14 protein-coding genes and 1 pseudogene are annotated in these 20,276 nt (G+C 69.0%); 9 read left to right on the top strand and 6 right to left on the bottom strand.

What is annotated here, in order from left to right; translation table 11 throughout:
* Window positions 1-46: 46 nt before the first annotated feature.
* The gene (locus AC1DSO_RS17540; protein ID WP_477070043.1) at window positions 47-616 is read left to right on the top strand and encodes a CGNR zinc finger domain-containing protein; all 570 of its coding nucleotides are present in this window, start codon (window positions 47-49) and stop codon (window positions 614-616) included.
* A 138-nt stretch (window positions 617-754) separates the two neighbouring features.
* On the opposite strand, the gene AC1DSO_RS17535 is transcribed toward AC1DSO_RS17540, so the two are convergent.
* Window positions 755-1,222 carry an Lrp/AsnC ligand binding domain-containing protein gene (locus AC1DSO_RS17535; protein ID WP_047407960.1) on the bottom strand — a complete coding sequence of 156 codons (468 nt, stop codon included), beginning with the start codon at window positions 1,220-1,222 and terminating at the stop codon, window positions 755-757.
* Between the two features lie 430 nt (window positions 1,223-1,652).
* On the opposite strand from AC1DSO_RS17535, the gene putA reads away from it, so the two are divergent.
* From putA to AC1DSO_RS17520, 3 genes are all read left to right on the top strand, one after another.
* Entirely contained in the window at window positions 1,653-4,742 is a 3,090-nt protein-coding gene (gene putA / locus AC1DSO_RS17530) for a bifunctional proline dehydrogenase/L-glutamate gamma-semialdehyde dehydrogenase PutA (RefSeq protein WP_477070055.1), read from the top strand.
* 74 nt (window positions 4,743-4,816) lie between these two features.
* Window positions 4,817-6,181 (top strand): alpha/beta hydrolase family protein, encoded by a 1,365-nt coding sequence (locus AC1DSO_RS17525; protein WP_477070042.1) that lies wholly within the window; start codon window positions 4,817-4,819, stop codon window positions 6,179-6,181.
* Window positions 6,182-6,281: 100 nt separating this feature from the next.
* Window positions 6,282-7,622, top strand: coding sequence for a glycoside hydrolase 5 family protein (locus tag AC1DSO_RS17520; protein ID WP_477070041.1), 1,341 nt, complete (start codon window positions 6,282-6,284; stop codon window positions 7,620-7,622).
* Here the strand turns inward: AC1DSO_RS17520 and AC1DSO_RS17515 are convergent.
* Window positions 7,619-8,434, bottom strand: coding sequence for an NAD(P)H-dependent oxidoreductase (locus AC1DSO_RS17515; RefSeq protein ID WP_477070040.1), 816 nt, complete (start codon window positions 8,432-8,434; stop codon window positions 7,619-7,621). The genes AC1DSO_RS17520 and AC1DSO_RS17515 overlap by 4 nt on opposite strands.
* A 94-nt stretch (window positions 8,435-8,528) precedes the next feature.
* Between AC1DSO_RS17515 and AC1DSO_RS17510 the strand changes: the two genes are divergently transcribed.
* Entirely contained in the window at window positions 8,529-9,458 is a 930-nt protein-coding gene (locus AC1DSO_RS17510; RefSeq protein WP_477070039.1) for a LysR family transcriptional regulator, read from the top strand.
* Between the two features lie 116 nt (window positions 9,459-9,574).
* A complete protein-coding gene (locus tag AC1DSO_RS17505; protein ID WP_477070054.1) occupies window positions 9,575-11,185 on the top strand; it encodes a carboxylesterase/lipase family protein in 1,611 nt (536 codons plus the stop codon).
* On the opposite strand, the gene AC1DSO_RS17500 is transcribed toward AC1DSO_RS17505, so the two are convergent.
* The gene (locus tag AC1DSO_RS17500; RefSeq protein WP_477070038.1) at window positions 11,166-11,369 is read right to left on the bottom strand and encodes a hypothetical protein; all 204 of its coding nucleotides are present in this window, start codon (window positions 11,367-11,369) and stop codon (window positions 11,166-11,168) included. The genes AC1DSO_RS17505 and AC1DSO_RS17500 overlap by 20 nt on opposite strands.
* Window positions 11,370-11,467: 98 nt before the next feature.
* Between AC1DSO_RS17500 and AC1DSO_RS17495 the strand changes: the two are divergent.
* A pseudogene (locus AC1DSO_RS17495) lies at window positions 11,468-11,570 on the top strand (hypothetical protein); the annotation flags it as partial.
* 9 nt (window positions 11,571-11,579) lie between these two features.
* Here AC1DSO_RS17495 and AC1DSO_RS17490 read toward each other — a convergent pair.
* Both AC1DSO_RS17490 and AC1DSO_RS17485 read right to left on the bottom strand, forming a co-directional pair.
* Entirely contained in the window at window positions 11,580-13,502 is a 1,923-nt protein-coding gene (locus AC1DSO_RS17490; protein ID WP_477070037.1) for a sialate O-acetylesterase family protein, read from the bottom strand.
* Between the two features lie 144 nt (window positions 13,503-13,646).
* On the bottom strand, window positions 13,647-16,121 hold the full coding sequence (locus tag AC1DSO_RS17485) for a glycoside hydrolase family 3 N-terminal domain-containing protein (protein ID WP_477070036.1): 2,475 nt from the start codon (window positions 16,119-16,121) through the stop codon (window positions 13,647-13,649).
* A 131-nt stretch (window positions 16,122-16,252) separates the two neighbouring features.
* Here AC1DSO_RS17485 and AC1DSO_RS17480 point away from each other — a divergent pair, with 131 nt between their 5' ends.
* Window positions 16,253-18,238: a glycoside hydrolase family 97 protein gene (locus AC1DSO_RS17480; RefSeq protein WP_477070035.1), complete on the top strand. Its 1,986-nt coding sequence runs from the start codon at window positions 16,253-16,255 to the stop codon at window positions 18,236-18,238.
* Between the two features lie 10 nt (window positions 18,239-18,248).
* Window positions 18,249-19,859: an alpha-L-fucosidase gene (locus tag AC1DSO_RS17475; protein ID WP_477070034.1), complete on the top strand. Its 1,611-nt coding sequence runs from the start codon at window positions 18,249-18,251 to the stop codon at window positions 19,857-19,859.
* A 213-nt stretch (window positions 19,860-20,072) separates the two neighbouring features.
* Here the strand turns inward: AC1DSO_RS17475 and AC1DSO_RS17470 are convergent.
* Window positions 20,073-20,276, bottom strand: a 204-nt coding sequence (locus AC1DSO_RS17470) for a flagellin (protein ID WP_477070033.1), incomplete at its 5' end; no start/stop codon positions are given.

The following is a 20,276-nucleotide window of genomic DNA, read 5'->3' as shown; positions in this document are numbered from 1 at the left end:
GGGCGAACGCGGCTAACCTGTCAACCTGGTTTCAGACGAGCGTTTCGTGACACCCCAACCGCAAGAGACTCGAGACGGCTTCCGCTTCCGGGGCGGTCGCCTGCCCCTGGACCTGCCGGCCACCCTGACCGGGCGGGTCAGCGGCAATCACCGCGACGCCCTGACGACGCCTGGCGACCTCGACCGCTGGCTGGTCGCGGCGGGCCTGGCCGATGGCGCGGCGGGGTCTTCCGCCGAAGATCTTTCGGCCGCGCGTGCGCTTCGCGAGACGCTCTACGCCCTGGCCCTGGCCCGCGCCGAAGACCGCGCCCTGCCGAACGCACCACGGGAAGCCCTCAACGCCCTCGCCGCCCAGCCCGCCGCCGCGCCCTGGCTGGACACCTCGGGCGACCGCCACTGGACCGGCGGCGCGCACGCGTTGTTGGCCGGCGTGGCGCGCGAGGCGATCGAGCTGCTGGGCGGGCCGGAAGCGAGCCGCATCCGCCAGTGCCAGGGGCCGGTCTGCGCGATCCTGTTCCTGGACGCCTCGCGCAAGGGCGACCGCCGCTGGTGCTCGATGAGCGCCTGCGGGAATAGGGCCAAGGTGGCGGCGTTTCGGGGGCGGGAGAAGGGCTGAGGCCGGGACGCCCCCTCCGTCACGAGGCGTATCCGCCTCGCGCCACCTCCCCCGTTTCACGGGTGAGGAAGGGTTTTCCTCCTCCCCTGCGCAGCGGGGGAGGTGGCCCGGAGGGCCGGAGGGGGCGCTCGGCGCCGCCTACAGCGGCAGCTGCACCGTGCTCTTGACCTCTTCCAGCACCGCATAGGTCCGGGTCTCGCGCACGCCGGGCATCTTCACGAGGATGTCGCCCAGGAAACCGCGATAGGCCTCCATGTCACGCACCCGGGCCTTGATCAGATAGTCGAAACCGCCGGCCACCATGTGGCATTCCAGGATCTCGGGCGCGCGGCGCACGGCGGCGGCGAAGTCCTCGAACACCTCGCCGGTCGTGCGGTCCAGCACCACCTCGACGAAGATCAGCAGGGCGCGGTCGACCTTGGCCGGGTCCAGCAGCGCCACGTAGCCGGTGATGTAGCCCCGCTCGCGCAGGCGTCGGACGCGGTCGAAGGTGGCGGCCGGCGACAGGTTGCAGCGCTTGGCCAGCTCGGCGTTGGTGATGCGGCCGTCGACCTGAAGCACCTTCAGGAGGCGGCGATCGGTGTCATCTAGAGCGGAAATGGCCATATCGGACTTTCACCGAAGAAGCTTCGAAAAGTAGCGCTCACAAACGGAGCACATTCGGAAAGCTTAGCGTTACACCCTCGATCGTTCCAGCCGCATCCGCGCTTCTCCCTCTTCCTCAAGAGGCGCTGATGGACACGGCCAGCCGCTGAAGGTTGGAACCGACGCGACGCCCACCCCCTCCCCCAAAGGGTGTCGCGATGAGAGGAAGGGACGCGAGCGTCTCCCCCAGAACGCGTCCCTTCCTCCCTCCCCTCTTCCAGAGCATGCTTCCCCACGTTCCGCCGCGCGCCTCGGTCGCGCTGGAGCGAACGATCGTTTTCGCCGTTTTGCCCGAAGAAGATACGGGCTTGCTGCGCAACAAACGAAGCACTTTTGGCTTGAGGCAAGTTAGACCGACGATATTCCAACGACAGGATCGACCATGACCGACTTGGCCCACTGGGACAGCCTCGACGACGGCAAATATCGCGACGAGGCCGCCGTGATCGCCGATCTGCTGGCCGCCAAGCCCCTGTCGAGCGAGGACCGCGCCGCCGTCCGCGCCGAGGCCGAGGCCCTGGTCCGCGGCGCCCGCCGCAGCGTCCGCAAGCAGGGCGTGGTCGAAAGCTTCCTGCAGGAGTTCAGCCTGGGCACCCGCGAGGGCCTGGCCTTGATGTGCCTGGCCGAGGCCCTGTTGCGCACCCCCGACGACGACACCCGCGACAAGCTGATCGCCGAGAAGATCGGATCGGCCGACTGGGCCAGCCACCTGGGCGGCTCCGACAGCCTGTTCGTCAACGCCTCGACCTGGGGTCTGATGCTGACCGGCAAGATCGTCGAGCCCGACGACGAGGCCAGGAAGGACATGCCCGGCTTCGTCAAGAAGCTGGCCGGCCGCTTGGGCGAGCCGGTGATCCGCGCCGCCGTCGGCCAGGCCATCCGCATCATGGGCGAGCAGTTCGTCCTAGGACGGACGATCGAGGCGGCCATCAAGCGCGCCGCCGCCGACGGCGACATGTGCAGCTTCGACATGCTGGGCGAAGGCGCCCGCACCGCCGCCGACGCCGAGCGCTATGAAAAGTCCTATGCCGACGCGATCGAGACGGTCGGCAAGCTGTCGAACGGCGCCGGCCCGGAAGCCGGTCACGGCGTGTCCGTCAAGCTGTCGGCCCTGTGCCCGCGCTACGAGGCCACCCACGAGGACCGCGTGTGGGCGGAGCTCTATCCCCGCACCCTGCGCCTGGCCAGGATCGCCGCGCGCCACAACCTGAACTTCACGATCGACGCCGAGGAGGCCGACCGCCTGGCGCTGTCGTTGAAGCTGCTGGACCGCCTGTGCCGCGAGCCGGAGCTCGGCGACTGGCAAGGCCTGGGCCTGGCCGTCCAGGCCTATCAGAAGCGCTGCGGCGAGGTGATCGCCCGCCTGGAGGCCCTGTCGAAGAAGACCGGCCGTCGTCTGATGGTCCGCCTGGTCAAGGGCGCCTACTGGGACAGCGAGATCAAGCGCGCCCAGGTCGCCGGCCGCCCGGACTATCCGGTCTATACGACCAAGCCGGCCACCGACCTGTCGTACCTGGTCAACGCCAAGGCGCTGATCGCGGCCGCGCCGCACCTCTACGCCCAGTTCGCCACCCACAACGCCCACACCCTGGCGGCCGTGGTCCGCATGGCCAAGAACGCCAGCGTCCGCATCGAGCACCAGCGCCTGCACGGCATGGGCGAGGCGCTCTACAAGGCGGCCGACGACCTCTATGACGGCATCACCCTGCGGGCCTATGCCCCCGTCGGCGGCCACGAGGACTTGCTGCCCTATCTGGTTCGCCGCCTGCTGGAGAACGGCGCCAACACATCGTTCGTCCACGCCCTGCTGGACGAGCGGGTGCCGGTCGAGAAGGTGGTCACCGACCCGATCGACACCGTCGAGGCCCATCCCGACCGCCACGCCAAGATTCCGACCCCGATCGAGGTCTATGGCCCGCGTCGCCGCAACAGCGCCGGCCTCGACCTGTCGGTGAAGGCCGATCGCCAGCGCCTGGAAGCGGCCGTCGCGGCGCTGGACGGCGTCACCCTGTCGGCCGGCCCGCTGGTCGGCGGCAAGGTCGCGGCCGGCGGCCCGCCGCTGCCGGTGGTCGCCCCGGCCAACGAGGCCAAGGTGGTCGGCGCGGTCTCGGAAGCCCAGATCCCGCGGATCGACGAAGCCTTCCGCCTGGCCCGCGCCGCGCAACCCGCGTGGGACCAGGCCGGCGGCCTGGCCCGCGCCAAGGTGCTGCGCGCCATGGGTGACGCGCTCGAGGCCAATATAGACCGCCTGATCGCCATCCTGGCCCGCGAGGCCGGCAAGACCCTGTCGGACGCCATCGCCGAGGTCCGCGAGGCGGTCGACTTCTGTCGCTACTACGCGGTGCTGGCCGAGGACCAGTTCGGCGACGGCGAGCTGCTCAAGGGCCCCGTCGGCGAGACCAACGTCCTGCGCCTGGCCGGGCGCGGCGTCTTTGTCTGCATCAGCCCGTGGAACTTCCCGCTGGCCATCTTCACCGGCCAGGTCGCCGCGGCCCTGGCCGCCGGCAATGCCGTGCTGGCCAAGCCGGCCGAGCAGACGCCGCTGATCGCCTTTGAGGCCGTGAAGCTGTATCACGCCGCCGGCCTGGACCCGCGCCTGCTGGCCCTGCTGCCGGGTCGCGGCGAGACGGTCGGCGCGGCCCTGACCGCCCACGAGGGCCTGGACGGCGTGGCCTTCACCGGCGGCACCGACACCGCCTGGCGGATCAACCAGACCTTGGCCCAAAGGCAGGGCCCGATCGTGCCGTTCATCGCCGAGACCGGCGGCCTCAACGGCATGTTCGTCGACACCACCGCCCAGCGCGAGCAGGTGATCGACGACGTCATCGTCAGTGCTTTCGGTTCAGCCGGCCAGCGCTGCTCGGCCCTGCGCCTGCTGTTCCTGCCCGAAGACACCGCCGACCACATCATCGACGGTCTGAAGGGCGCAATGGACGCCCTCGTCCTGGGCGACCCGGCCCTGGCCGTCACCGACGTCGGCCCGGTGATCGACACCGAGGCCCGCCAGGCGCTGGACAAGCACCACCAGCGCCTCAAGCACGAGGCCAAGGTGCTGCACGCCCTGACCGCGCCCGCCGGCGGGACCTTCTTCGCCCCGGTTCTGGCCGAGATCCCCGCCGCCGACTTCCTGGAGCGCGAGGTGTTCGGCCCGGTGCTGCACGTGATCCGCTACAAGCCCGAGGCCTTGGAAGACGTCGCCGGCGCCCTGGCCGCGCGCCGCTATGGATTGACCCTGGGCGTCCACTCGCGGATCGAGCGGTTCGCGGCCGACGTCCAGCGCCTGGTCCCGGCTGGCAACTGCTACGTCAACCGCTCGATGACCGGCGCCGTGGTCGGCGTCCAGCCGTTCGGCGGCGAGGGCCTGTCCGGCACCGGCCCCAAGGCGGGTGGCCCCCACGCCCTGCTGCGCTTCGCGGTCGAGCGGGCGGTCAGCGTCAACATCACCGCCCAGGGCGGCGATCCGGCGTTGCTGAACCTGTAGGAAGCGACGCAAAGGCTTCACAATTTCCGCGCGCAAGGCGTAAGCTTCCCTCGATTTCGGGGAGTCCAAACCACATGCGTTTCCTGCCTCGCGCGGCCTTCGCCGCGGCCTTGCTGGCGCCCGCCGTCGCGATGGCCCAGCTCGCGCCGATCGCCGGCGACTGGTACGGAACCTTGGACGCGGGCGTGAAGCTGCCGCTGGTCTTCCACCTCCAGCCCGATGGCGTCGCCAGCGTCGACAGCCCAGCCCAGAAGGTCGCCGGCTTGAAAGCGACCGCGACCTTGGCCGGCGACCAGCTGACCGTCACCCTGACTGCGCCCGTCGCCAGCTTCGCGGGCAAGGTCGCCGCCGACGGCAAGTCGATTTCGGGCCAGTGGGCGCAGAACGGCGGGCGTCTGCCGCTGCTGCTGGAGCGCACGCCGCGCCCCGTCGTGGCGGCAAAGCGCCCCCAGACGCCTCAGCCGCCGTTCCCCTATCGCGCGGAGGAGGTCTCCTACGCGAACCCGGCCTCCGGCCTGACCCTGGCCGGAACCCTGACCCTGCCGCCGGGTCCGGGACCGTTTCCGGTCGCCCTGCTGATCACGGGTTCTGGCCCACAGGACCGCGACGAGACCCTGTTCGACCACAAGCCATTCCTGGTCTTGGCCGACGCCCTGACCCGGCGCGGCGTGGCGGTGCTGCGCGTCGACGACCGCGGCGTCGGCGGCTCCCAAGCCGGTGACATCGCCAAGGCGACCACCGCCGACTTCGCCACCGACGTCGCGGCCGGCGTGGCCTATCTTCGCGGCCGCAAGGACATCGATCCCGGTCGGGTCGGATTGATCGGTCACAGCGAAGGCGGCCTCGTCGCGCCGCTCGCGGCCGCCAAGGATCCGCGCATCGCCTTCGTCGTGCTGATGGCCGGCACGGGCGTGCGCGGCGATCAGCTGCTGCCTTTGCAATATCACGACATCTATGTCGCCTCGGGCGCCGACGAAGCGACGGCCAGCCAGCAGGCTCGGCGTATCGAGGCGGCCAACGCCATCGTCCTGGCCGAACCCGACCAGGCCAAGGCCAAGCCGCAACTGGTCAAGGCCCTTGCCGAAGGGTCGAATCCGCAGGCCGCCGAGGGCCTGATCACCCTGATCAACTCGACTTGGTATCGCGCGTTTCTGAGGCTGGACCCCGCCAAGGCCTTGGCCCAGGTCCGCGCCCCCGTCCTGGCCGTCAACGGCGCCAAGGACACCCAGGTTTCGGCGGCGGTGAACCTGCCGGTGATCAAGGCCGCCCTGGCCGCCAATCGCGACGCGACCATCCTGACGTTGCCCGGACTGAACCATCTCTTCCAGACCGCCCGCACCGGCGCGCCGGCGGAATACGCCGCCATCGAGGAGACCATCGCCCCCTCGGCCCTGAGCACGATCGTCGACTGGACCGTCGCCCATGCCACGTCACGCTGAGGCCGTTTATTCCATCATCTTTATTTAGTCGCCTTCCACCCTGGCGTGCGCTCATCTAGGCTCCGGGGAAAATAAGACTTTCACGGGGAAACGCCGGACCATGGTCACCAGACGCTCGATATTGGGCGGCTCAGCCGCCAGCCTGCTTGCCCTTCCCGCCCTGGGCGCTTCCAAGAAGCCCGTCGCGCCGCCGAAGGGCTTCGTGCAGGTCAAGAACGGCCGGCTGGCGCTGGACGGCAAACCCTACCGCTTCGCTGGCGCGAACCTCTGGTACGGAGCGTGGCTGGGCTCGCCCGGGGCCACCGGCGACCACGCGCGGCTGAAGCGCGAACTGGACCGGCTGAAGGCCATGGGCGTCACCAACCTACGCGTCCTTGGCGCGGGTGAGCGCTCGCCGGCCAAGGCCGCCGTGTCGCCCACCTTCCAGGAAGAGCCCGGCGTCTACAGCCAGGATCTGCTGAAGGGCCTCGACGTCCTGCTGGCCGAGATGGCGGCGCGGGACATGAAGGCGGTGATCTACGTCAACAACTTCTGGGACTGGTCGGGCGGCATGCCGGCCTACCTGAACTGGGCCGGCAATGGCCCGTGGTTCCAGCAGGGCGACCCCAATCATCCGTGGCCGGAATTCGCCGACTATTCCGCCCGCTTCTATGGCGACGCCAGGGCCAACGCCCTGTTCCGCCGCTACCTGCTGGGCCTTGTCGGCCGGGTCAACACCGTCACCGGCAAGGCCTATCGCGACGATCCGACCATCATGGCCTGGCAGCTGGCCAACGAGCCGCGCCCGGCCGGAAGCGCGGCGTTCGGGGCCAAGAACCTGCCGATCTACCACCACTGGATCAGTGAGACTTCGACCATCATCAAGACCCTGGACCCCAAGCATCTGGTCAGCACCGGCAGCGAGGGCGACATGGGCTGCCTGCAGAGCGAGGCCTGCGTGGTCGAGGCCCACAAGCCGGCCACGATCGACTACCTGACCCTGCACATCTGGCCCAACAACTGGGGCTGGATCGATCCCAAGAAACAGCCGGAGACCTACGCCGCCGGCGAGGCCCGCTGCCGCGACTACGTCGCCCGCCACATCGCCCTGGCCAAACAGCTGAACAAGCCGCTGGTCATCGAGGAGTTCGGCCTGATCCGCGAGAGCCGCGGCTTCGCCCCCGGCTCGGCGACGGCCGACAAGGACCGCTTCTACCGGACGATCTACGGCCTGGCCCTGGACGACATGAAGGTCGGCGGCCCGATCGCCGGCACCAACTTCTGGGCCTGGAACGGCGAAGGCCGCGCCCAGCACCCCGACGCCTGGTTCGCGGCCGGCGACAAGAGCTTCGTCGGCGATCCGCCCCAGGAGGAACAGGGCCTGTACGGCGTGTTCGACACCGACGCCTCGACCATGGCCGTGATCACCGAGCACGCGGCGGCGGTGCGGGGGGTCACCTAGGCGGCGGGCCTGGCCTCCGCTTCGCCCGCACGCGGATCGACATGCAGCGCGAAGCTCGAGGCTCCGGGCGCTTCCAGCCCGGGCTTCAGCTGCATGGACGGAATGAGATAGTCGCCGCCGTTCTGCCGCCGATAGGCGATCGGGTTGACATCGAACAGCGTCCGCATGCGCGCGCGCAGCGCCTCCGCCGCCACCACGAAATCGGCCTGGTCGAAGCGATCGACGCGATACGCCACGAACGGCGGCAGCACGTCGTAGCCGGGATAGTACAGCACGCCGTGATTGATCGGGAACAGCAGGTCCTCGATCGGGCCGTTCACGCCGCGCGCCGAATAGTGCTCTTCCCAGCCGCCCGCCGTCACGACCAGCATGGCGCGCTTGCCGGCGAGCGTCCCCTCGCCGAAGCGGTCGCCCCACCGCTTGTCGCTGTGCTCGCCCACGCCATAGGCGAAACCGTAGGCGTATACACGGTCGACCCAACCCTTGAGGATCGCCGGCATACCGTACCACCACAACGGAAACTCCAGGATCAGCGCGTCGGCCCACAGGAGCTTTTCGATCTCTCCGGCCACGTCCGGCGTCAGGGTCCCGGCGGCGAAGGCGGCCTTCGAGGCGGCGGCGACCGCGAGGCGCTCGTCCGCAGGCCAGGCCGGAAAGTCGGCGCGGTCGACCTGCGATTTCCAGCCTTCGGCATAGAGGTCGGTCACCCGGACCTCGTGCCCCTGCGCGCGAAGTTCCTGGACGGCGACCTCCTTCAAGGCGCCGTTCAGCGAGCGCGGCTCGGGATGGGCGAAGACGAGCAGGACTTTCATGGATGGCTCCCGAGTGGTTTGACGATATCCACCCAGATGAAGGCCTGATAGCTATTCCGGTAGATCGAAGGAGCGGATAGTACTCTTCCGGAAAATGGATAGGCCCGACGTCAGCCTGGAGCGCATGCGCACCTTCGTCCGCGTCGTCGAACGCGGGAACCTCTCGGCCGTGGCGCGGGAGTTGGGCGTGGGCCAATCGACCGYCACCCGCCACCTCAACGAGCTCGAGGCCGCGGTCGGCGCCCCTCTGCTCAGCCGCTCCACCCGCCGGGTCTCGCTCACCGAGGAGGGAAGCGGCTACTACGCCCACTGCGTGCAGATCCTGCGGCTGGTCGAGCAGGCCGGGGACGAGGCGCGCTCGACGCGCGGCGCGCCCGCTGGGACAGTCCGTATCTCGTGCACGGCAGCCTTCGGCGTACTGCACGTCAGCCGGCTGATCTTCGCCTTCCAGGACCGCTACCCCGACGTCGACGTCGATCTCAGCCTGATCGACGAGCGCATCGACCTGGTGCGCGAAGGGATCGACATCGCCATCCGCCTAGGGCCACTGACGGACAGCGTCATGAAGCTGCGACCGCTAGGCGTCTCCCGGCGAATGCTGGTGGCGTCGCCAGAGTACCTGGCGGCCCGAGGCACGCCCGCCACGCCAGCCGACCTCGTCGGCCACGAAGGCCTCAGAATGACGAACATCGCCGGCAGCGACGTTCTCGCGTTGGAAGGCCCCACGGGCGATCACCGCCAAGTCCCGTTCGGCGGCCGCTTTCGCGTCGATCACGGCCTAGCGGTCCGCGAGGCGCTGGCGGCCGGGCGCGGGATCGCGCCGGCCCATCAATGGCTGGTCGACGATCTGGTCGCATCCGGACGGATCGAGCCGATCCTGACCGACTATGCCCTGCCCGCTGTGCCGCTCAGCATGCTGATCGCTCCCGAGCGGTCGGGCGTGACGCGGGTCAGGCTGCTCGCCGATTTCCTGGCGGAACGGATCGCTAGCGTGCCGGGCATCGTCCCGTCCGCGCGTCGCTGAGGCGCCCAACAAATGGATTGCCACCGGTGTCACCCATGCTACCCCTTCCGGCAAGCTCGCCTCTAAGGAGCGCCGGAGGAACCGCCATGGACGTCCATTCCCAAACTCCCCCGAACATGGCCCGCCGCACCCTGATCACCGGCGCCGCCGCGCTGGTGGCCTATGCCGCCCTGCCCGTGGTCGGCTACGCGGCCGAAACGCGCTCGCCGGTCGTGACCACCACCAACGGCAAGGTGCGCGGCTATCTGGATGGCGAGGTCAGTGTCTTCAAGGGCCTGCGCTACGGGGCCGACACCGGCGGGGCGCGACGCTTCATGGCCCCGGTCAAGCCCGAGCCCTGGACCGACATCAAGGACGCCCTGGCCTATGGCCCGGCCTCGATGCAGCAGGGCAAGGGCGAGGAAGGCGAGACCCTCGCCGAGGACTGCCTGTTTCTCAATGTTTGGACCCCGGCAAAGCCCAGCAAGAAGGCCGGCCACGCGGACGGCGGCAAGCGACCGGTGATGTTCTACATCCACGGCGGCGCCTATAACGGCGGCTCGGGCGGCCACCCCTGGTACGAGGGGACCAAGCTGGCCAAGCGCGGCGACGTGGTGGTGGTCACCGTGAACCACCGCCTGAACGCCTTCGGCTATCTCTACCTCGCCCGGCTGTTCAACGATCCCAGCGTGGCCGACAGCGGCAACGCCGGCCAGCTKGACCTCGTCCTGGCCCTGCAATGGGTGCGGGACAACATCGCCCGCTTCGGCGGCGATCCGGAGCGGGTGATGCTGTTCGGCCAGTCGGGCGGCGGCGCCAAGATCGCCACCCTGATGGCCATGCCGGCCGCCAAGGGTCTGTTCCACCGCGCCGCGACCATGAGCGGCCAGCAGGTCACCGCAGGCGGCCCGTTCAACGCCACCAAGCGCGCCAAGCTGTTCCTGGAGAAGATCGGCGTGAAGGACCTGGCCGCCCTGCGCGCCATGCCCGCCGAGCAGATGCTGGACGGGCTGAAGGCGGTCGATCCGGTCGCCGGGTCGGGCGGGGTCTATATGGGCCCGGTGCTGGACCAGCGCAGCCTGACCCGCCACCCGTTCTTCCCCGACGCCGCCCCCGAGGGCCTGTCCGTGCCGATGATGTGCGGCAACACCCACGACGAGACCCGCGGCTTCATCGGCTGGGACGCCAAGGCGTTCGACATGACCTGGGATCAGGTGATCGCCAAGCTGCCCGGCCAGTTCAACGCGCGCATCGACATCGACCCTGAAACGGTCGTGGCCTTCTACCGCCAGACCTATCCGCACTATTCGCCGGCGGACGTCTATTTCGCCGCCTCGACGGCCGGCCGCTCGTGGAAGGCGGCGATCATCCAGGACGAGGAACGGGCCAAGGCCAGGGCCCCGGCCTACGCCTACCAGGTCAATTGGAGGTCGCCCAAGGACGGCGGGATCTTCGGCGCGCCGCACACGATCGATATCGGCCTGGTGTTCGGCACGCTGGACGCCAAGGGCTCGATCGTCGGGACCGGACCGGAGTCGGTGGCGATGTCGAACACGATGAGCGACGCCTTCATCGCCTTCGCCCGCGCTGGCGACCCGAACGGCGGGTCCTTGCCCAAGTGGGAGCCCTACACCCTGCCCCGTCGCCAGACGATGGTGTTCGACAACACCTCGCGGATGGAGGACGACCCGCGCGGCGCCGAGCGCGAGTTCTTCAACCGTGTGCCGTTCACCCAGTTCGGGACCTAGGTTCGGCGGCCGGCTCGTCGGTTTCGCCGCCGGAACGGAACGGCCTCACCTCGTAGGGCGGCGCGGCCGGCAGATGATCGACGAGGATGCGCGCCGTCAGGTCCGTGTCCGCCTCGATCGGAGGCGGTTCGCCGAACACGGCCTCCCACAGATCGATCCACGCCTGACGCTTGTCGCACTGCACCGAACAGCTCCTTCAGAGGAGCCAAATGGGCAGCGCCAACAAAGGGTTGCTGGTTAACGGCGGGGTAACCACGAATAGTGAGGAACGCCCCAAAAACGTGTCATCCCGGCCGCAGCGCAGCGGAGAGCCGGGAACCAGGGCAACCGCAGTGCGCCGACCCTGGGTCCCGGACAAGCGCTTCGCGCTTTCCGGGATGACACGGGTTGGGTGCTATTTGATCTCGAGCTCGAACGGCGTCGCCGGCAGGCCCGTGGTCCCGAACAGGTTCATGATCGGGCTGTCGGCCCAGGCGTAGCGGACCTTGGTCGGCGTCATGCCCGTCGGAACCGCCAGCCGCGCGGTCGCGCCCTCCACCGTGGCGTCGACGAAGCGGCAGCCGGCCTCGTCGCACAGCTCGAAGCCGGCTGGTCGGGCCGCGCCATAGACCACCAACGGCTGGTCCAGGGTCACCACCACGCTCGCGCCATCGCCCCGAGCCGAAAGCGGCGCCGGGCCCGAGGCGACCAGGCCCGTCTCGCCATAGGCCAGCTTGCGGGCCAGCAGGGCCAGGCGCTGGCCGACCCGCAGCTTGTCGGCCGGATGGATGTCGTAGGGCGAGCCGATGTCGACGGCCGAGGCCATGCCGACCTTGGGATCGGCCGCCGCCGTCCGGCGCTGGACGTCGCGCAGGGCGGCCCAGTCGGACTTGCCGGGGGTCGAGGTCTGGTTCCCGAAGGCGGCCAGCTGCACCAACAGGAAGGGCTCGGCTGCAAAAGCCTTGCGCCAATCGGCGATCAGGGCCGGCATCAGGCGGGCGTATTCGGGGGCCTCGGTGACATTGGCCTCGCCTTGGTACCAGGCGAAGCCCTTGACCCCGAACGGTACCAGCGGCGCGATCATGCCGTTGCGCAGGGTCGAGAGGCCGCTGGCGCCCATCCATGGCGCGTGCGGCGGCAGGGCGGTGGCGGACAGCGGCGCGGCGACCTTGTAGCGCCAGGTTCCGGAGAGCGGGACGAAGCTTCCGTCCTCGAACGTAAGCCCCTTCTGCGCCGCCTTGCCCCAGGCGCCGCCGCCGCCGCCAGCGTCGATGACGCGCAGGGCGATGACGTTGCGACCGGCCTTCAGGGCGCCCGGCGCGAGACGGTAGTTTCGGGGCGTGTCCCAGCCCTCGGTCGAGCCGATCTCGCGGCCGTTGACGAAGGTGGTGTCCATGTCGTCGACCGGCCCCAGGGCCAGGGTCGCGCCCTGGGCGGCCTGGGCCTTGGTCAGGGTGAGTTCGGTCCGCAGCCAGACCGTGCCGTCGAAGCCGGCCAGATCGGGCGTGGCGTCCTCCCAGAAGTGCTCCATCGGCAAAGTCTTCCAAGCCCGGTCGTCGAGGTCGGGACGGCCCCAGTCCTTGGCGTTCGGGAGCTTGGCGGCCGCCCAGCGGTCCAGCATCGCGGCCCACCGGGGCGGGCCCAGCGCCGGATCGCGGGCATAGTCGTCGAGCACCGCCAGACCCTCGTCATAGGTCTTCAGGGCGGTCAGGCCCTCGCGGCTGATCCAGTCCTGGATCACCGAGCCGCCCCAGGTGGCGTCGATCAGGCCGATCGGGACCTGGGTGGTCTTGCGCAGCTCCCGACCCATGAAGAAGCAGGCGGCGCTGAATTCGGCCGAGGTCTGGGGCGTCGAGACCTTCCAGACGACGCCGGCCGGCAGATCGGTCTGGGGCGTGGGCTTGCTGATCTTGCCGGTCTGCAGCAGGCGGATGTTGGCGTCGGTGGCGCTGGCCACCTCGCCGTCGCCCGCCAGCGCGCGGCGCAGCGGATATTCCATGTTCGACTGGCCCGAGCACAGCCAGACGTCGCCCATCAGCAAATCCGAGACGACCTGGCTTTGACCGCCTGCCTGCACGGTCAGGGTCAGGGCCGGACCGCCGCCGGGGCGGGCCGGCAGCACGGCGCTCCAGCGGCCTTGCGCGTCGGCCGTGGCGGTCGCGGCGGCGCCGGACAGGTCGATCGCGACGGGCGCACTCGGCGCGGCCTGGCCCCACACCCGGATCGGCTGGTCGCGCTGCAGCACCACGTGGTCGCTGAACACCGAGGCCAGCGGACCGGCGACGGCTTGCTGAGAAAGGCCCAGCGCGGTGGCCAGGACGAGAGCTTTCAGCCGCATGGGTCTTTCCTTCCACATCTTCACCCGACCTTCCCGGCGAAGGCCGGGATCCAGATTCAGCCTGAGCGTTGGACCCGTTCGGACCCGCTCAGCCTTATGATCTGGACCCCGGCCTTCGCCGGGGAGGTCGGGTTTAACTAAGGTCTACTGAGCCTTGGCCGGGCACACCGCCCCGGCCGGATCCGCCGTCAGCTTCACATTGGCGATCGACACCTGGAACGTCCCGGCCGTGGCCAGTTCGAACGGGGCGACCACCTTGGTGACGTCGGTTCCGGCGGCCTGGAAGCACTTCAGCGGGATCTTGACGCTGGCCCACTGGCCGGTCGGCGTCCCGGGCGGTGGCGTGACGTCCAGGCGGCCCGCGCCGATCGCCAGGGTCACCGGCTTGGCGGCCGCCGTGTCCAGGCGGTACTCGAAACTCAGCGCCATGTCGGCGTTGGTCTGGAACGACAGATCCAGCGGCTTGTCGCCGACGATCGACAGCTTGCCCGGCTTGTCGCCCGAGAAGGTGACCTGACGGCCGGCCTCCTGCACCCCGCCGGCGTCGACGGACGCCAGTTGCACCGCCGTGCTCGGTGAGGCCCGGAACTCGAACGGCGGCGGGGTCTTGCCGCCGACGAAGTAGTTCACGGCGTTGTCGGCCACCGGCTTGACACCAGAGATCTCGGACAGCTTTCCGAGCTTGGCGCCCGGCTTGGCGTAGGTCAGGCCGTAGCCATAGGCGAACAGCGGGTCATAGGTCCCCTTGCCAGTGCTTGGGTCGCCCTTGTTCAGGGTGAATTGGGCCGCCGTCTTGGGCCAGCTGAACGACAGCTTGCCGTGGAAGTCGTGGCGCGGCTTGCCCGCCTTGTCGCCGATCAGCACGTCGGCGATGCCGCCGCCTTCCGAGCCTGGCAGCCAGGCGGCGACGAAGGCGTCCGAGGCGTTGAGCTCGGGATTGACCCACAGCGGACGGCCGCTGAGGAACACCGCCACCACCGGCACGCCCTTGGCCTTCAGGCTCTTGAGCAAGACCAGGTCGGTCTTGGCGCCCGGCTGGTACTCCAGCGTGGTCTTGAGATCGCCGACACCTTCCGCATACGGATTTTCACCGAACACGACGATGGCGACGTCCGGCTTGGCGCTGAACGCGCCGTCCACCGCCAGGATCGCCTTGCCGCCGCCGGCCTCGACCGCGGTCTTCACGCCCGACCAGATCGACTCGGCGTTGGGGAAGTCGGCATTGGTGTTGCCCGTGCCCTGCCACGACAGGGTCCAGCCGCCCGATTGCTTGCCGATGTCGTCGGCGCCCGAGCCGGCGACCAGCACGTTCGCGCTGGCCTTCACCGGCAGGACGCCGTTGTTCTTCAGCAGCACCAGCGACTTGCGCACCGCCTCGCGGGCGACGGCGCGGTGCTCGGGAGCGCCGATCACGCCCTCGCGGCCCTCGTAGGGACGCGCGGCCTGGAACAGGCCCATCTTGGCCTTCACCCGCAGGATGCGGCGGACCGCGTCGTCGAGCCGGGCCATCGGGATCACGCCCGACTTCACCTCGGCCAGGGTGTTGGCGAAGAGCGCCTTCCAGCTGTCCGGGGCCATGAACATGTCGAGGCCGGCATTGAGCGACTGCGGGCAGTCGGTGGGCTTGCAGCCCGTCACCTGGCCGTGGCCGTTCCAGTCGCCGACCACGAAGCCGTCGAAGCCCATCTTGCCCTTCAGCACGTCGGTCAGCAGGCTCTTATTGCCGTGCATCTTGGTCCCGTTCCAGCTGTTGAAGGAGGCCATGATGGTCAGGGTCCCGGCGTTGATGGCCGGCACATAGCCCTGGGCGTGCAGGCGGATCAGCTCACCTTCCGTGACCTTGGTGTCGCCCTGGTCGTGGCCGTTCTCGGTGCCGCCGTCGCCCAGGAAGTGCTTGGCGCTGGCGGCGACATGGCCCTGCTGGATGACTCCTCCCTGGGACACGGCGCCCTGCAGGCCCAGGATCATCTGGCCGGCATAGGCGCGGACGATGGCCGGGTCTTCCGAATAGCCCTCATAGGTCCGACCCCAGCGGTCGTCGCGCGGCACGGCCAGGGTCGGGCCGAACGCCCAGTCGAAGCCCGCGGCCGAGGTCTCCAGCGCCGTGGCCTTGCCGATGCGGCGGATCAGCTCGGGATCGCGCGCCGCGCCCAGGGCGATGTTGTGCGGGAAGAGGGTCGCGCCGACGACGTTGTTGTTGCCGTGCACCGCGTCCATGCCGAACATCAGCGGAATGGGCGTGCCGCCCTGGCGCTGGGCCGCGCCCTCGCGGAAGGCGCGGGCGGTGTCGACCCAAGGTTTCTGCGGCGAGCGGTCGGGCGCGCCGATCGGCGGCGAGCTGCCGCCGCCCAGGATCGAACCCAGCGGATAGGTCTTCAGGTCCTCGGGCTTGATCTGGCTGATGTCGGCCTGGATGACCTGGCCGACCTTCTCCTCGATCGTCAGCTTGGCCAGCAGGCCGTCGACGAAGGCCTCGGTGGCCGGATCGACCAGGCCCTGGCTTTTGGCCGTCGGCCACTGGGCGGCGTGAGCGGCCGCTTGCGGGCTTTCGGCGGCCACGGTTGCGCTCGCCAGAAAGGTCGACGCCAACAGGGCGACGCAGAGGGTCCTGGTGTTCATTACTCCCCAACTCTTCTCGTTCGACGGCCACGCGCCGCGTGGACAACGTTGTCATACCCCTGGACGGCGATCCATAGGCCGCCTAGTTTGTATGACAAATACTCAGAACAAAGTCGGGTTGGGAACTCCTAATGATGCGGCTCTCGAGGTTTTTGACAGCGCTGACAGCGAGTGCCCTGCTCGGCGGCGCGGCGGCCTCCGCCATGGCCGCCGAACAGGCCGTGACCTCACCGAATGGACAGACCGAAATCCGCCTGTCGGACGCCGATGGCCAGGCCAGCTTCACCTTGAAGTTCAAGGGCCAGACCTTGATCGCGCCCTCGCCCCTGGGCCTCGTGCTGGACAAGGGCGGGACGCTGTCGCGCGGAGTCACGATCGTCGGGGCCACGACCCGGACCGTCGACCAGACCTACGAGCTGGTGGCCGGAAAGACCCGGACCGTGCGCGACCGCTTTGGCGAAACCACGGTGGAATTTCTGGAGACGGGCGGGCTGCAGCGCCGGCTGAAGGTGATCGCCCGCGCCTATGATGACGGCGTCGCCTTCCGCTACGTCCTGCCGGATCAGGCCAAACTCGCCGGCGTGGCGGTGCGAGGCGAGGAGACGCGATTCGACTTCGCGGGCGACGACAGCTGCTGGGCGCTGAACCTTGGCCGCTTCGGCACCTCGCACGAGGGCGAGTACGACCCGATCAAGGCCAGCAGCTTCCGCGCCGCGGCGCTTTACGAGCTGCCGGTGGTCTGCCAGACGGCCAAGGGAACGGCCTTCGCCCTGGCCGAGGCCGACCTGAAGAACTGGGCCGGCCTTTACTTGACCGGTCGCGGCGACGGGGGCCTGGGCCTGCAAGCCCAGCTGTCGCCGCGCCTGGATGATCCGTCCAAGGCCGTGCTGAGCCGGATCGGGACCGACACCGTCTCGTCCTGGCGCGTGGTGATGGTCGGCGACACGCCGGGAGACCTGGTCTCGTCGAACCTGATCACCAGCCTGAACCCGCCGACCACCCTGACCGACACCAGCTGGATCAAGCCCGGCAAGGCGGCCTGGGACTGGTGGAACGGCTCCAAGGTCGAAGGTGTCGCTGATGGCGGCGGCATGAACGACGCGACGATGAAGCGCTTCATCGACTTCGCCGCCGCCAACAAGCTGGAATACATGCTGATCGACGACGGCTGGTACGTCGGCTCGGGCCAGGCGCCGACAATTCTTCCGGGCACGGACGTCATCCGCGCCATCCCGGCCATCAACGTCCAGGACCTGGTCGCCTACGGCCGCGACAAGGGTGTGGGGATCATGGTTTGGGTCCACTGGAAGGCCCTGGACGCCCAGATGGACGAGGCGCTGGCGGCCTACGAGGCCTGGGGCGTCAAGGGGATTAAGGTCGACTTCATGGACCGCGACGACCAGCAGATCGTCGACTTCTACCACCGTCTGCTGACCAAGGCCGGCCAGCACCGGCTGATGGTCGACCTGCACGGCGCCTATCGCCCGACCGGCCTGACCCGCACCTATCCGCACTTCGTCACCCAGGAAGGCGTGATGGGGGCCGAGTACAACAAGTGGAGCCGGCGGGTGACCGCCACCCACAACGTCACCCTGCCCTTCACCCGAATGCTACTGGGGCCGATGGACTACACGCCGGGCGGCTTCAAGAACGTGCGGCCGGCGCAGTTCAAGAACCAGTTCGTCCTGCCGACGGTCCAGACCACGCGCGGCCAGGCCCTGGCCATGTACGTGGTCTATGACAGTCCGCTGTCGATGGTCTCGGACAGTCCCCTGACCTACGCCGCCTCGCCCGCCGGGCTGGACTTCGTCAGCGCCATCCCGACCACCTGGGACGAGACCCGGGTGCTGTCGGGCGAGATCGGCCAGTCGATCGTCATCGCCCGCCGCAAGGGGGCCGAATGGTGGGTCGGGGCCATGACCAACGAGGCGGGCCAGACCGTGAAGGTCCCGCTGGCCTTCCTCGGCGCCGGCCGCTTCCAGGCCGAGATCCGCGAGGACGGGCCCGAACCCACCGCCCTGAAGACCCGAACCCAAACGGTCGGCGCTCCGCAGACCCTCACCCTGACGCTCGCCCCCAGCGGCGGCGGCGTCGTACGCCTGACCCCGGCGAAGTAGCGAGCTTTCCATGACCTTCTCACGACGCGACCTGATGGCCGCCGGCGCGGCCCTGACCGCCACCCCCGCCCTGGCCACCGCGAAAGGCCCGTTCCAGCCGAACTGGGAGTCCCTGGCGGCCGGCTACAAGGTTCCCGACTGGTTCCGGGACGCCAAGCTCGGCATCTGGTCGCACTGGGGCCCGCAGTGCGTGCCCGAGTTCGGCGACTGGTACGCCCGGCAGATGTATATCCAGGGCAACCGGGTCTATGAGCATCACCTGAAGACCTACGGCCATCCGGCTGACTTCGGCTTCATGCAGTTCATTCCGCGCTGGAAGGCCCAGAACTGGGATCCCGACGCCCTGATGAAGAAGTATGTCGCCGCCGGCGCGAAATACTTCATGTCGATGGCCAACCACCACGACAACCTCGACATGTTCGACAGCCGCCACCACGCCTGGAACACCACGCGCGTGGGCCCCAAGCGCGACATTGTCGGGACCTGGGCCAAGGTCGCTCGCGCCCACGGCCTCAGGTTCGGGGTCTCCAATCACAGCGCCCACGCCTGGCACTGGTGGCAGACGGCCTATGGCTACGACGCCGAGGGCCCGCGCAAGGGTCAGCGCTACGACGCCTTCCGGCTGACCAAGGCGGACGGCAAGGGCCAGTGGTGGCAGGGCCTGGATCCGCAGGCGCTCTATACCGGCCGAAACATCGTCATCCCCGACGGGATCACCAGCGCCGAGGAGGCCAAGGCCTGGCACGAAAAACATAGCGGCGAGTGGGACGAGAACCCGCCACCCATGAACCCGGCCTTCGTCCGAAACTGGCTGTTGCGCCAAAACGACCTGGCCGACCGCTACAGGCCCGACCTGGTCTATTTCGACAACACCACCCTGCCGCTGGGCTGGGCGGGGCTGGAGGCGACGGCGCACTATTACAACACCGCGGTCCAGCGCCTGGGCCGCACCGACGTGGTGGTCACCGGCAAGAAGCTCTCGCCGCTCCAGCGGCGCGGCATCGTCGAGGATGTCGAGCGCGGCTTCTCTGACCGCCTGCGCGACGAGCCTTGGCAGACCGACACCTGCATCGGCGAGTGGCACTACAGCCGGCCCCTCTACGAGCGGAACGGCTACAAGTCGGGCCGCGACGTGATCCAGCGGCTGCTGGACGTGGTCAGCAAGAACGGCTGCCTGCTGCTGTCCGTCCCGATGCGCGGCGACGGCACGATCGACGACAAGGAAGAGAAGATCCTGGCCGACATGGGCGGCTGGATCGCGGTCAACGGCGAGGCGATCTACGCCACCCGGCCCTGGCGAGTGTTCGGCGAGGGCCCGACCAAGCTGGTCGAAGGGATGATGAACGAGGGCGGCGCCAAGCCGTTCGTGGCGACCGACATCCGCTTCACCACCAAGGCCGGCGCGCTCTACGCCCTGCCGATGGCCTGGCCGGAAGGGTCGCTGACGATCGAGAGCCTGGCGAACGGGCGCGCGCCCGGCGAGGTCCGGCGCGTGACCCTGCTGGGCGGGACCGATCCCCTGCCCTTCCGCCGCGAAGCGGGGGGGCTGATCATCGACCTACCGCAGCGCCGACCGGCCTTTACGCCGGTGCTGAAGATCGAAGGGCCGGGTTTGGTCTAGGATCCGTCCTCATAGAACAATGCCCTTTCCCTCGTCATCCCGGCCGAAGCGCGCAGCGCGTAGAACCGGGATGACGAGGGTTTAGAGCTCTGATTTCTCTCAGCCCTGCAGTCGGTCAATCGGGGACGGAACCTAGACCACGAAAAAGGGGCGGACCCGAAGGTCCGCCCCTAGTCGTTTCGGGGCCATACGCGACCGCGAAGACGTTTCTGCTTAGCGGAACAGGCTCAGGATCGACGACGAAGACTGGTTCGCGATCGACAGCGCCTGGATGCCCAGCTGCTGCTTGGTCTGCAGCGATTGCAGGCGAGCGCTTTCCTTGGCCAGGTCGGCGTCCACCAGGTTGCCGACGCCGGCTTCCAGGCTGTCTTGCAGCTTGCCGACGAAGGTCAGGTGGGTGTCGAGGCCGGTCGAGCT

The organism is Caulobacter sp. P4_E5 (assembly GCF_056401555.1).
This window is presented reverse-complemented; position numbering and strand designations above follow the sequence as displayed.

Bases quoted from the DNA above. Each gene is read 5' to 3' on its own strand.
- AC1DSO_RS17515 (WP_477070040.1), bottom strand. From the start codon at position 8,434: ATGAAAGTCCTGCTCGTCTTCGCCCATCCCGAGCCGCGCTCGCTGAAC.
- AC1DSO_RS17525 (WP_477070042.1), top strand. From the start codon at position 4,817: ATGCGTTTCCTGCCTCGCGCGGCCTTCGCCGCGGCCTTGCTGGCGCCC.
- AC1DSO_RS17490 (WP_477070037.1), bottom strand. From the start codon at position 13,502: ATGCGGCTGAAAGCTCTCGTCCTGGCCACCGCGCTGGGCCTTTCTCAG.
- AC1DSO_RS17475 (WP_477070034.1), top strand. From the start codon at position 18,249: ATGACCTTCTCACGACGCGACCTGATGGCCGCCGGCGCGGCCCTGACC.
- AC1DSO_RS17480 (WP_477070035.1), top strand. From the start codon at position 16,253: ATGATGCGGCTCTCGAGGTTTTTGACAGCGCTGACAGCGAGTGCCCTG.
- AC1DSO_RS17485 (WP_477070036.1), bottom strand. From the start codon at position 16,121: ATGAACACCAGGACCCTCTGCGTCGCCCTGTTGGCGTCGACCTTTCTG.
- AC1DSO_RS17535 (WP_047407960.1), bottom strand. From the start codon at position 1,222: ATGGCCATTTCCGCTCTAGATGACACCGATCGCCGCCTCCTGAAGGTG.
- AC1DSO_RS17520 (WP_477070041.1), top strand. From the start codon at position 6,282: ATGGTCACCAGACGCTCGATATTGGGCGGCTCAGCCGCCAGCCTGCTT.